The organism is Streptomyces sp. NPDC056480, from assembly GCF_042795405.1.
In the GTDB taxonomy this organism is placed as follows: domain Bacteria; phylum Actinomycetota; class Actinomycetes; order Streptomycetales; family Streptomycetaceae; genus Streptomyces.
Genome location: NZ_JBHTSA010000045.1, coordinates 1 through 11660 on the forward strand (window position 1 = coordinate 1; position 11660 = coordinate 11660).

Consider the following 11660-nt stretch of genomic DNA (forward strand, 5'->3'; position numbering starts at 1 on the left):
CCTCGCCGGGGGAGAGGTCGTAGGCCATGCCGCAGTCCCAGGAGGAGATGGCCACCGCGACGAGCGACACGTCGTCGACGACGACCGTCCACCGAGCGCCGAGCCCGTCCTGGCCGAACACGAGCCCGTACCCCTCGGCGTACGGCTCGAGCCCGAGGGCAGCGCACGCCGCCGGGTAGTCGTCGCCGAGCACGCTCGGGAAACGCGCGGGCGTCAGCAGTGCCGCGGTCAGCACGAACAGCGCGTCGGCAGCGCCTTCGGCCTCGGCCTCGGCGATCGGGTCCGTCCCAGCCACGCATGCCTCCCCATCTGGTTGTCGGCGCACCTTAACCAGTGAGTAGGGAGGCCTGTCCATAGCCAGGCGCCGTGACCTGCATCGCCGTACGCGCGCGGGCCTGGCGGCAGGCCGCGGCGCCGCCGCGTCCGCCGTGCTCCGGCCCGCCCGCACCGCCGGTCCTAGGCGTCGGCCGCGGGTCGCCGCACCGGGTCCTCCCGCAGGCCCAGCAGCGAGCGGGCCACGGCCCTCGGCGACTCGTCGCGTTCCCGGGCGAGGGTGAGGAGGGCCCGGCAGGCCAGTTCGTTGACCCCGAAGGACAGCATGCCGGGAGAGACCCGGCTGGCCGCCTCCTCCGCCCGCGCCGGATCGTCCTCGGCGCACGCGGCCACGTACTCGGCGGCCGCCTCGAAGAGGTTGTGCCCCTGCCGGGGGCGCGGTGGCGCCGGCGCGGCGGCCTCCGGTGCCCGCCGGGCGGACGGAAGGAGCCTGCGCAGTCTTTCGGATACCCGTGCCACGCCGCACCGCCTTTCCCGGGCACGACTGCCCGGCACATCCACGGTAGTCAGTGAAGTGCCGGGAAAGAAGGGTGCGTTGGGGTCGGCTAGGAAGCCCCGCCGCTGGTGGACCACTGCTGGACCGGCGGCGAGGCGTTCTTCAGGAGCGGGAGGTTCCTCTCGACGGCCTGCTTCCAGGCGCCGTCGTCGATCATCTTCCGGAGCGCCCGACTGACGGCGCCGTTCGCATCGCCGCCCTCCGGAACGCCGATGCCGTAGGGCTCGTCGCTGACGCTGAAACCGGCGAGCCTGAACCGGCCCTTGTACGCGTCGCGCGCGGCGTACCCGGCGAGCAGCGTGTTGTCGGTGGTGACGGCGTCGACGGCCCCCGAGGCCAGGTCGTCGATGCACCGGGCGTAGCTGTCGTAGGTCACGACCTGTGCCTGGGGGGCGAGCTTCGTCCGGATCAGGAGCGCGGTGCTGGAACCCGTGGCCGTGCAGACCTTTCGGCCGTCGAGATCCGTCGGGCGCTTGACCGTGGTGTCGTTCGCGGGGAGCAGGACGTCCTGATGGGCCATGAAGTAGGGACCGACGAAGTCGACCTTCTTGTCCCGCAGGGAGTTGAAGGTGTACGTGGCCACGACCAGGTCGACATCACCACGGGTGAGGAGCGACTCGCGCGTGGAGCTCCGGGCCTCCTTCCAGACGATGTCGGCGGGATCGTGCCCGAGGACCCGGGCGACGTAGGTCGCCACGTCCACGTCGAGGCCCGCGTACGTGCCGTCCGGGTTCTTGAAGCCGAGTCCGGGCTGGTCGAACTTGATTCCGATGGTGATCCTGGGCCCGCCGCCGGTCGGGGTCGCCCCGGAGGCGCCCGTGGAGGGGGTGGCGGGTGCCGACGGCGAGGAGGACCCCTGGCCGCTCGGCTTGCCCTCGACGCGGTCGCCGCCTCCGTCGTCCTTCCCGCCGCCGAGCGGGAGGAGGTTCCAGACGAGCACACCGCTGAGGACGACGGCCGCCCCCGCCACCGCCGCGTACACCCCGCCGCGCCGCTTGTGCGCCGTGGGCGGCCCGGACGGTACCGGGGGTGCGAGGGGGAAGGCGGTGGCGGTGTCCGCGCCGGATTCCTCCTGAACCCGGGCGAGCATCCGGTCCAGTGCCTCGCCGTCGGGGCGCGCCGCCGGATCCCGTACCAGCACACTCGTCAGAACCCGCGTCAGCGGCCCGGCCCGCCGGGGCGGCGGCACCTCCTCGCCGAGGACGGCCGCGAGCGTGGCGAGCGTGTTCGCCCGGCGCAGCGGATGGTGGCCTTCCACCGCGACGTACAGCGTCATGGCCAGGGACCAGAGGTCGGCGGCCGGCCCGCCCTCCTCGCCGCTGACGCGTTCGGGCGCCATGTAGTCGGGCGTGCCGATGATGGACCCGGCGGCGGTGAGGGCGGTGGCCCCGTGGATCGCGGCGATGCCGAAGTCGGTCAGGACCGGCTGTCCGTCCGGCCGCAGCAGGACGTTCGGCGGCTTGATGTCCCGGTGCTGGATGCCCACCGCGTGGGCCGCCCGCAGCCCCGCGAGGATCCCGCGCCCCAGCGTCGCCGCCTCGCCCACGGTGAGTCCGCCGCGGTCGAGGCGGTCCTGGAGGGAACCGCCGGGGACCAGTTCCATGACGAGCCAGGGGTACGTGCCCTCGCCGCCGTCCACGATGTGATGGATGGTCACCACCTGGGGGTGGGCCACGCGCGCGAGTGCCCGGGCCTCACGCAGCACCCTGGTACGGAGTTCGCGGGCGGCCCAGGGGTCGTACTCGGCCAGCGCGGGATCGGGCGGGCGGACCTCCTTGAGGGCCACCTCACGGTGGAGCACCAGGTCCCGCGCGCGCCACACGGTGCCCATGCCGCCCCCGCCGAGCCGCTCCACCAGCTCGAACCGATCGTCGACCACCCGCACCACTCGCAGCCCCCAGTCACGTCGCAGACCCCGACCCGACTCTGCCACACCCGGCCGAGGGATCCGGCCGGATCAAGGACGGGCCATAGGGGGCCGGGGGAGGGCCGCGCGACGGCCGGTCGTCGAGGGCGGTGCGGGGCACGATGATCCGCGAGGGCGGTGCGGGGCACGACGATCCGCGCCTCAGTCCTCCCGTACGCCCATGGCCAGGTAGCGCGCGTCCTCGTCGACGTAACCGACGAGCCGCCAGCCCGCCTCGGCGAGCACGGGGCGCAGTCGGGGTTCGGCGCGCAGGTCGTCCGGGGTGATCTGCCGGCCGTGGCGGGCGGCGAGGGCCGCCCGCCCGATCGGGTGGAAGAGCGCGAGCCGGCCGCCGGGACGTACGACACGGGCGAGTTCACGCAGACCGGCGACGGGTTCGGCCAGGTGCGAGACGAGTCCGGCCCCGAAGACCGCGTCGAGCGCGCCGTCGCGCACCGGCAGGCGTCCGACGTCGGTGAGCAGCAGCGTCGCCGTCCCCGCCGTGCCGCCGCGCCCGGCGGCGACGGCCCGCTCGAGCATCTCGGGGGTGAGGTCGGCGCCGAGCACGGTTCCGGACGGGCCGACGGCGGCGCGGAGGGGAGTGAGGGCACGCCCGGTCCCGCAGCCGGCGTCGAGCACCGCGTCGCCCGGGCGAAGGCCGAGCTCGTTCACGGCGGCCGCGTACGCGGGACCGTCGTCGGGGAACCGGCTGTCCCAGCCGGCGGCGCGGGGGCCGAAGAACTCTCGGACGTGTGTGGGGTCGTCGCTCATGCGCTCATGATTCCGTACCCGGAGGAGTGACCGTCGTGTGTGAACATTTTGTGTGCATCATCTGCGTGCGCGTTCGAGCCCGGTGCGATCGTTCGGGATCATCTCTCTGTCATATTCCATCAGCTTTCGAAATGCGCCCCTGGTGCGCCCCCTGATGCGCACTAGCGTCCGGGAGCCATGGGACACCTGGACCACGCCACCTTCGGCTGGCTGACACCTGCACTGTCGTACGCGATGGCCTGCGTCGGCGCCGCCCTCGGGCTGCGCTGCACCGTACGCGCCCTCGACGCGACCGGCCGCTCGCGGCGCAACTGGCTGCTCACGGCGGCCTCCGCGATCGGCACCGGCATCTGGACGATGCACTTCGTGGCGATGCTCGGCTTCGGCGTGACCGGCACCGACATCCGCTACAACGTTCCACTCACCATCCTGAGCCTGGTCGTCGCCATGGCCGTCGTCGGAATCGGAGTGTTCGCCGTCGGCTACGGACGCGACCGGGTCCGCTCCCTCCTGATCGGCGGACTCACCACGGGTGTCGGCGTGGCGAGCATGCACTACATGGGAATGGCCGCCCTCCGGCTCCACGGCGAGGTCCGCTTCGACCCCCTGCTCGTCGGCCTCTCCGTGCTCATCGCCGTCGTCGCCGCCACCGCGGCCCTGTGGGCGGCCCTCAACATCCACTCACCCGCCGCCGTGGCCGTCGCCTCGCTCGTGATGGGCGCGGCCGTCAGCAGCATGCACTACACCGGCATGTTCGCCGTACGGGTGGACGTGGCCCCCTCGACCGCCACCCTCCCCGGCGCCACGGTCATGCAGTTCATCTTCCCGCTCGCCGTCGGCCTCGGCTCGTACCTCTTCATCACCTCCGCCTTCGTCGCCCTCTCGCCGACGGCCAGGGAGCGTGCGGCGTACGCCTCCGCCGGCCGCCTCACCGACGAGCGCGCGGTGGACGTGGCACCTCCCGGCTTCCGGACCGCCGAATCCGCCCGTACACCCGCGAGCTGAACCGAACCCCCCACACCACGCACCAGAGACCGTCGCAGCCGGAACGAGGAGGCCATGCGAACTCCCCGCAGGACCAACGACGCCAAGGCGCCGGCGCCGCCGTCGGCGGCCGCGCGCGGGCGGCGCGCACATGCAGGGCCGCCCGCCGACGAGCCGGGCGAGCCCACGCCCGAGGCCTTCCCCGGCAACGGACACCCGGCCTCCGCCGGCCACCTGGCCGGCACGGGACACGCGGCAGGGGGCCACACGGCCGGCACGGGACACGCGGCCGGCCCGGGACAGGCGGCCGGCACCGGTCGCAAGGACACCGCCGGCCGTCCGGCCGCCACCGGACACCACGCGACCGTCCACGGACCGTCCGCGAGCCACGCCGCCGCGGCGCGCGGACCCGGCGCCCCGAGTCGCGGCCTGCGTCCCCGCACCGTCCGCGCCAAGATCGTCTCCCTCCTGATGGTCCCGGTCGTGTCGCTCCTCGCGCTGTGGGGCTTCGCCACCGTCACCACGGCCCAGGACGTCGCCCGGATCCGCCAGCTCCAGCGCGTCGACGCCGAGATCCGCGAGCCCGTTACGGCCGCCCTCGCCGCGCTCCAGGCCGAACGGCGCGCCGCCGTACGGCAGATCGCCGCACCCGGTACCGCCCGGGCCGCCGAACTCAAGGACCGGATACGCCGTACGGACGAGGCCGTCGACCGCCTCCGTCTGGACGACACGCACACGGTCGGCGACACCGGGGACCTCCCCGGCGACGTCGGGCAGCGGGTCAGCGCCTTCGTCGGCAAGGTCGCCGGCCTCGCCCGGCTCCGCACCGCCGCCACCGACGGACGCGCCGACGGGAACCAGGTGTACGAGGAGTACACCGCGGCGGTCTCCGCCGCCTTCGCCGTAGGCGGCGCCCTCACCGGCATCCAGGACACTCGGCAGGGCTCCGACGCGCGCGTACTCCTGGAATTCGGCAGGGCCGGCGAGATGCTGTCCCGCGAGGACGCCCTCCTCACCGTCGCCCATCTCACCGGCCGGTTCTCGGAGGAAGGGCTCCGCGCCTTCTCCGGGGCCGTCGAGACCCGACGCACCCTCACCGCCTCCGCCACCGCCGACCTGCCCGCCGCCGAGCGCGCCGCGTGGGACCGGCTCGCCGCCGGCGGAGACCACGCACGGCTCACCCGGGCCGAGGACCGCATCCGCGCCGAGAGCCCGGGCCGTACCGCCGCCCAGGCGGTCCCCAGCGCCGACTGGGACGACACCCTCGCGGCCGTACGGAACGGACTCACCGCGATCGAGACCGACGCCCGCACCGCCGCCGCCGACCGCTCCGACCCCTTCGCCGGCGGTGTCCTCACCGCGGGCGGCGCGGCGGTGACCTTCGGCCTCGCGGCCGTCGCCGCCTCCCTCGTCATCTCCGTCCGGATCGGCCGCGGCCTGGTCGTCGAACTCGTCAGCCTCCGCAACACCGCCCTCGGCATCGCGCGCGGCAAACTCCCCGACGCGATGCGCCGGCTGCGCGCCGGGGAGGAGATCGACGTCCAGGCCGAGACACCGCCCGGTCCCGTGTCCCAGGACGAGATCGGCCAGGTCGGCGAGGCCCTCACCACCGTCCACCGCGCGGCCCTCTCCGCCGCCGTCGAGCGCGCCGAACTCGCCAGCGGCATCTCCGGCGTCTTCGTCAACCTCGCCCGGCGCAGCCAGGTCCTCGTGCACCGCCAGCTCAACCTCCTGGACAGCATGGAGCGGCGCGCCGACGACCCCAACGAACTCGGCGACCTCTTCCGGCTCGACCACCTCACCACCCGGATGCGCCGGCACGCGGAGAGCCTGATCATCCTCTCCGGCGCCGCGCCCGGCCGTGCCTGGCGGATGCCCGTCCCCCTCACCAACGTCGTCCGCGCCGCCGTCTCCGAGATCGAGGACTACGCGCGCGTGGAGGTGCGACGACTCCCCGAAACGGCCGTCGTCGGCGGCGCCGTCGCCGACCTCACCCACCTCCTGGCCGAACTCATCGAGAACGCGGCCCAGTTCTCCCCGCCCCACACCAAGGTCCGGGTCAGCGGCGAGCCCGTCGGCAACGGGTACGCCCTGGAGATCGAGGACCGGGGACTCGGCATGGGCAAGGACACCCTCGCCGAGGCCAACGCCCGCATCGCCCAGTCCGAGGCCCTCGACCTCTTCGACAGCGACCGGCTCGGCCTCTTCGTGGTCAGCAGGCTCTCCTCCCGCCACGACATCAAGGTCCAGCTGCGGACCTCCCCGTACGGCGGCACCACGGCCGTCGTGCTGCTTCCGACCGACCTCCTCCAGGGCGCCCTGCCCCCGGGGCGCAGTGCGGGGGCGACCGGCCACGGAGCCGACACGCCCCATGCCGGAACCCCGCAGGTACGCGATCCCCGGACGGCAGCCCCCGACCGGGGAGAGCCGGGCGCGGACCACCGGCAGAGCGGCGACGACCGGACGACGGGCGACCGGTTCGGCGCGGACGGACCCGGCTCCCACCGGCTCGGCTCCGACCGGCGCACGGACGAAGCGCGCGCCGCACGCGAACGCGAGGAGGCGCAGCGCGCCGAGGCCCGCCGCTTCGGCCGTCCCCAGGCACCCCGGCCGCCGGCGCAGGCCGGTCCGCCCGCCCCCGCCCTGGGGGGAGGCGCCCCGGCCGGGACCGTCCCGGCGCCCCGCAGGACCGCCCCGCAGCCACCGGGCGCCGCGCGGCCCGGGATCCTGCCCAGGGAGACGAGCGGCGCCCGGCCGCCGGTCCCGCCGCATGCTCCCGCCTCCCCGCGCCCGCAGTCCCTGCCGCGCCCCACCGCCGTGCCCGCGCTCGCGCCGCCCGCGGAGCCCGCACCGCCGCCGGCCGGGGTCACCGAACTGCGCCGCCGCGGCCCCTCCGTACCGCCCCGGGGGCCCTCCGTACCGCCGCCGGCGCGGCAACAGCCGCCCGGCACGCACGCGGGTGCCACGGGTCCCGCGGGCGCCGCCCGGCACGCCGGACACGGCGACGACGCGGAGGGCGAGCTGCCGCGCCGGGTACGGCAGGCGAGCCTGGTCCCGCAGCTGCGCGAAGCACCCGCCTCGGCGCCGGTGTTCGTACCGGCCGAGGCTGAGACGGACGCCCGCACCCCGGAAGCGGTACGGGACCGCATGGCGGCCTACCGCGACGGCTGGCAGCGGGGCGGCGGCGCGGCCCCGGGCAGTAGACGCCCCCTCGGCACCGGCACAGGTCACGAACCCGGCCGCGGCACGACCCCCCTCGACGACCCCCGCCCCGAAGGAGACCAGCGATGATCGACCACGAGAGGATCTCCCACCACCGGTCCGGCGAGCTCGACTGGCTCCTCGACGACCTCGTCATGCGGGTCAGGGAGGTCCGCCACACCGTGGTGCTCTCCAACGACGGACTCGCCGTCGGGGCCTCCAACGGGCTCAGCCGCGAGGACGCGGAACACCTGGCCGCCATCGCCTCCGGATTCAACAGCCTCGCCAAGGGCGCGGGCCGCCAGTTCCACACGGGCGGCGTCCGGCAGACCATGGTCGAGATGGACGACGGCTTCCTCTTCGTCGCCGCGGCGGGGGACGGCTCCTGCCTCGCCGTCCTCGCCTCGGTGAGCGCCGACATCGGCCTCATCGCGTACGAGATGGCCCGCCTCGTCAAACGCGTCGGCGAGCACCTGCACACCCCGCCGCGGCTCACGGTGACCCCGCCGGCCGTCGGCTGACCCGGAGAAGGCCCATGAACGAGGACAGCACCGGCGGCGGCCCGTCCGTGCCGGGCAGTCAGTGGTACGACGCCGACGCCGGACCGCTCGTGCGCCCGTACGCGATGACCGGTGGCCGGACCAAACCCGGGCCCAGCAACGTACGGTTCGACCTCATCGCCCTCGTCGTCGTCGACGACGACCCGCCCGGACCGGCCGAGGAGTCCCTCCTCGGCCCCGAACACCGGTCCCTGCTCGCCCTGTGCCGGGCCGAGACCCAGTCGGTCGCGGAGCTCTCCGCCGACGCCGACCTGCCCGTCGGCGTCGTCCGGGTCCTCCTCGGCGACCTCCTCGAATCGGGCTTCGTACGCGTCAGCCGGCCCGTACCGCCCGCACAGCTCCCCGACGAAAGAATCCTGAGGGAAGTAATCGATGGCCTACGAGCGCTCTGAGAGCACCGGCGCGGACGACAGCGGGGACGACGGCGCGGACACCACCGCCCTCGCCCTGAAGATCCTGGTCGCCGGTGGGTTCGGCGTGGGCAAGACCACCCTCGTCGGCGCGGTCAGCGAGATCCGGCCGCTCCGCACCGAGGAACAGCTCAGCCGTGCCGGGGAGTCGGTCGACGACACCGGGGGAGTCGACCAGAAGACGACCACGACCGTCGCCATGGACTTCGGCCGCATCACCATCCGCTCCGGGCTCTCCCTGTACCTCTTCGGGACGCCCGGCCAGGACCGGTTCTGGTTCCTGTGGGACGAGCTGTCACAGGGCGCCCTCGGGGCGGTCGTCCTCGCCGACACGCGACGACTCGAGGACTGTTTCCCGGCCGTCGACTACTTCGAGCACCGGAAGATCCCGTTCGTGGTCGCCGTCAACTGCTTCACGGGCGCGCGTACCTACGGCGCCGCCGACGTCTCCCGCGCACTCGACCTGGACCGGGGCACGCCCGTCGTCCTGTGCGACGCGCGCGACCGCGACTCCGGGAAGGAAGTACTCATCCGGCTCGTCGAGTACGCCGGGCGGATGCACACCGCCCGGCTCCTCGACACGGTCGGCTGAGCCGCCGCACCGCGCCCCGGGCCGGTCAGTCGGCCACGCCGGCCTGGGCGATCACCTTCTGGATGCGTACCCGGACGAGCAGTTCGCCCGGGACCGCGTTGCGCTCCCCGAACTCGTCCGCCCGGTCCTCGCCCATGTAGCGGGCGCCGATACGGCCTGCCCAGTGGCGCAAGTCGTCAGGGTTCTCGGTGAGTTCGGCGTGACCGCTGAGTGAGACGAAGGCGAACGGCGGCGTGTCGTCGTCGACGCACAGGGAGACGCGTCCGTCGCGTGCGAGGTTGCGGCCCTTCACCGTCTCCTTGCCCGTGTTGAACACGAACTCGTCCCCGTCCAGGAGGAACCAGACCGGTACGACGTGCGGACTGCCGTCGTCGCGCACGGTCGCCAGCTTGCCGGTACGGGTCCCCTCGGACACGAAGGTCCGCCACTGATCATCGGTCATCCTCGTCATGTCCCCATCCTGCGGCACGCGCGGGCGTGGTGCAGTGCTTGCCCCGTTCACGACAGTGCGTAAGGCTTGCGGGGATACGGCGGACCACTGCGGCACGGGGACCACGGGACAACCGGGTCGTCGGGGCGCACCACCCAGGGGGAGGACCACTGATGGCGTTGGACAAGGGACTGGACTGGCTGCTCGACGACCTGACCCAGCGAGTCGGGTTCATACGGCACGCGCTCGTGCTGTCGAACGACGGCCTGGTGACAGGCGCGAGCAGCGGACTCGCACGCGAGGACGCCGAACACCTCGCGGCCGTCTCCTCGGGACTGCACAGCCTCGCCCGTGGCTCGGGCCGGCACTTCAGGGCGGGCCGGGCGCGCCAGACGATGGTCGAGTTCGACGAGGCGCTGCTCTTCGTGACGGCGGCGGGCGAAGGCAGCTGCCTCTGCGTCCTGAGCGCGGCCGAAGCGGACGTCGGCCAGGTGGCGTACGAGATGACGCTGCTGGTCAACCGCGTCGGCGAGCACCTCGGCGTGGCAGCCCGGCAGCCGGGGCGCCCGGAGGGCGGCCTGATCTGACGCCGCGGCCGCCGTCCTGAGGGCGTTGTCTAAAAGGGGTTGTCCACAGGGCGTTGTCCACAGGCCGTGCGGGAGTCGTCACTCTGCGTTACGTTCTCGGTGGTGGGTCGGAGAGATCCGCGACACGGAGAGAACACGGACGTACGGGGGAGGGCCACGCGATGACGGTGGACGAGGGGACGCGCACGGTGACGGTGACACCGGGGCGGGCCGCGCAGGAACTGGAACTGGGGCGCGACGAGTTCCGGCTCGCGGTCCAGCTAGGCCTGGTCAGGACGGTGCCGGCGGGCGAGGGCGGACGACGGCGGGTCGAGCGGCGCGAGCTCGACCGGCTCAGGGCCGCGCCCGACTTTCCCGTCGGGCTGCGCGACCGGGTGCGCGCGGTCGGCACGGCGGAGGCCGCGGCGCTCCTGGAGATCACCCCGGAGCGCTTCACCAGGCTGGCCCGGACGGGGCACGTCAGTCCCGTGCGGTTCTCCCTGAACCGCTACCGGGCGGTGGTCTGGACGTACCTCGCGGAAGACGTCGCCGAACTCGGCCTCACCTGCCCGGCGCTGCTCACCGGGCGACTGCCCGTGGACCTCCGCGAACGGCTGGCCGCGCACGAGGACCTGCGCCCCAGGAACTGGCGGGCGCGACGGCTCGGCGCGCTCCTTCGCGCAACGGACGAACCCTGGGCCCAGGCCGCCGCCATGGCGTCCATGCTCGACCCGGTCCAGGTGGCCGAGGTCGTCGACGACCCGTACGAGCGCGCCCACCTCGACAGGCTGCGCCCGCCGGCGCCGCCGGGCATGCCGGTGCGGGCGGCGGGCCGCGACATCGCCGAGCGGATCACCCGGGCCGACGACCCGGACGAGATCCTCTGGCACCGCCTGAGCCTGGCGCTGGCGCTCGACGAGGCCCGGACGGCGCAGCCCGCGCCGTATCCGGGTGATGCGGGCCGCTCGGGCGCGGCCGGGGCACGGCACGGTGCCGGAACGCCCGAGCGGGGGCGGCGGCGGTCGGCTCCCTCGCCGGCGCCCGAACCGCCCCTACTGTCTGGATCGCCCCTGCTGCCCGTACCGCTGCCAGCCGTACCCCTGCCGCCCGTACCCCTGCCGCGCGTACCGGCCGTGCCGGCCCTGCCGTCAGCGGTGCCCGTGGGTCCCGGTCCGGCTCCGGCTCCGGTTTCAGCTCCGGCTCCGGCTCCGCATGTCGCTCCGGCTCCTGCGGCGGCGAGGCGGCCGACTGCGATGGACCGTCCGCCCAGCCGTCCGGCCGCCCGCACCGGGCTTCTCGACCGGCTGCGGCGCCGGAGGGCCGCGGGCGGCGGGCGGGCCGGTGGACGGAAGCGTCCGGCGTCCTGGCCCTGACGGGCGACGCGTGGCGTGCGGCGCGGGCGCGAGGTGGG

11 protein-coding genes and 1 pseudogene are annotated in these 11660 nt (G+C 74.4%); 7 read left to right on the top strand and 5 right to left on the bottom strand.

The genetic code is table 11. The features are described from left to right. The 4 genes and pseudogenes from ACFQ79_RS20685 to ACFQ79_RS20700 form a co-directional block, all read right to left on the bottom strand. Positions 1-295 (bottom strand): annotated as a pseudogene (locus tag ACFQ79_RS20685) (hypothetical protein); the annotation flags it as partial. A 161-nt stretch (positions 296-456) separates the two neighbouring features. Beyond that, positions 457-792, bottom strand: a complete 336-nt coding sequence (locus ACFQ79_RS20690; RefSeq protein ID WP_383585541.1) for a hypothetical protein — start codon at positions 790-792, stop codon at positions 457-459. 86 nt (positions 793-878) lie between these two features. Next, the gene (locus tag ACFQ79_RS20695; RefSeq protein ID WP_383585543.1) at positions 879-2708 is read right to left on the bottom strand and encodes a bifunctional serine/threonine-protein kinase/glutamate ABC transporter substrate-binding protein; all 1830 of its coding nucleotides are present in this window, start codon (positions 2706-2708) and stop codon (positions 879-881) included. A 189-nt stretch (positions 2709-2897) separates the two neighbouring features. Next, a complete protein-coding gene (locus ACFQ79_RS20700) occupies positions 2898-3506 on the bottom strand; it encodes a methyltransferase domain-containing protein (protein WP_383585546.1) in 609 nt (202 codons plus the stop codon). A gap of 177 nt (positions 3507-3683) precedes the next feature. Here ACFQ79_RS20700 and ACFQ79_RS20705 point away from each other — a divergent pair, with 177 nt between their 5' ends. From ACFQ79_RS20705 to ACFQ79_RS20725, 5 genes are read left to right on the top strand one after another with little or no spacing between them, the layout of a single operon-like run. After that, complete coding sequence (locus ACFQ79_RS20705; RefSeq protein ID WP_383585549.1) at positions 3684-4511, top strand: MHYT domain-containing protein; 828 nt, start codon at positions 3684-3686, stop codon at positions 4509-4511. 54 nt (positions 4512-4565) lie between these two features. Then, on the top strand, positions 4566-7781 hold the full coding sequence (locus ACFQ79_RS20710) for a nitrate- and nitrite sensing domain-containing protein (protein ID WP_383585552.1): 3216 nt from the start codon (positions 4566-4568) through the stop codon (positions 7779-7781). Continuing rightward, positions 7778-8212 (top strand): roadblock/LC7 domain-containing protein, encoded by a 435-nt coding sequence (locus ACFQ79_RS20715; RefSeq protein ID WP_073905453.1) that lies wholly within the window; start codon positions 7778-7780, stop codon positions 8210-8212. Before ACFQ79_RS20710 ends, ACFQ79_RS20715 begins: the two co-directional genes overlap by 4 nt. Before the next feature lie 14 nt (positions 8213-8226). After that, positions 8227-8643: a DUF742 domain-containing protein gene (locus ACFQ79_RS20720; RefSeq protein WP_030316908.1), complete on the top strand. Its 417-nt coding sequence runs from the start codon at positions 8227-8229 to the stop codon at positions 8641-8643. Then, positions 8624-9253: an ATP/GTP-binding protein gene (locus tag ACFQ79_RS20725; protein ID WP_383585555.1), complete on the top strand. Its 630-nt coding sequence runs from the start codon at positions 8624-8626 to the stop codon at positions 9251-9253. The genes ACFQ79_RS20720 and ACFQ79_RS20725 overlap by 20 nt, the downstream gene beginning before the upstream one ends. Positions 9254-9278: 25 nt before the next feature. Here ACFQ79_RS20725 and ACFQ79_RS20730 read toward each other — a convergent pair whose 3' ends face one another. After that, complete coding sequence (locus ACFQ79_RS20730) at positions 9279-9704, bottom strand: PPOX class F420-dependent oxidoreductase (protein WP_383585557.1); 426 nt, start codon at positions 9702-9704, stop codon at positions 9279-9281. 152 nt (positions 9705-9856) lie between these two features. Between ACFQ79_RS20730 and ACFQ79_RS20735 the strand changes: the two genes are divergently transcribed. Both ACFQ79_RS20735 and ACFQ79_RS20740 read left to right on the top strand, forming a co-directional pair. Beyond that, a complete protein-coding gene (locus ACFQ79_RS20735) occupies positions 9857-10270 on the top strand; it encodes a roadblock/LC7 domain-containing protein (RefSeq protein ID WP_073905463.1) in 414 nt (137 codons plus the stop codon). A 161-nt stretch (positions 10271-10431) separates the two neighbouring features. Further along, entirely contained in the window at positions 10432-11622 is a 1191-nt protein-coding gene (locus tag ACFQ79_RS20740; RefSeq protein WP_383585560.1) for a DUF6397 family protein, read from the top strand. Positions 11623-11660 lie beyond the last annotated feature (38 nt).

Excerpts from the sequence above, each read along its gene's own strand:
- ACFQ79_RS20700 (WP_383585546.1), bottom strand. The coding sequence starts at position 3,506 with ATGAGCGACGACCCCACACACGTCCGAGAGTTCTTCGGCCCCCGCGCC.
- ACFQ79_RS20705 (WP_383585549.1), top strand. The coding sequence starts at position 3,684 with ATGGGACACCTGGACCACGCCACCTTCGGCTGGCTGACACCTGCACTG.
- ACFQ79_RS20710 (WP_383585552.1), top strand. The coding sequence starts at position 4,566 with ATGCGAACTCCCCGCAGGACCAACGACGCCAAGGCGCCGGCGCCGCCG.
- ACFQ79_RS20715 (WP_073905453.1), top strand. The coding sequence starts at position 7,778 with ATGATCGACCACGAGAGGATCTCCCACCACCGGTCCGGCGAGCTCGAC.
- ACFQ79_RS20720 (WP_030316908.1), top strand. The coding sequence starts at position 8,227 with ATGAACGAGGACAGCACCGGCGGCGGCCCGTCCGTGCCGGGCAGTCAG.
- ACFQ79_RS20725 (WP_383585555.1), top strand. The coding sequence starts at position 8,624 with ATGGCCTACGAGCGCTCTGAGAGCACCGGCGCGGACGACAGCGGGGAC.
- ACFQ79_RS20730 (WP_383585557.1), bottom strand. The coding sequence starts at position 9,704 with ATGACGAGGATGACCGATGATCAGTGGCGGACCTTCGTGTCCGAGGGG.
- ACFQ79_RS20735 (WP_073905463.1), top strand. The coding sequence starts at position 9,857 with ATGGCGTTGGACAAGGGACTGGACTGGCTGCTCGACGACCTGACCCAG.
- ACFQ79_RS20740 (WP_383585560.1), top strand. The coding sequence starts at position 10,432 with ATGACGGTGGACGAGGGGACGCGCACGGTGACGGTGACACCGGGGCGG.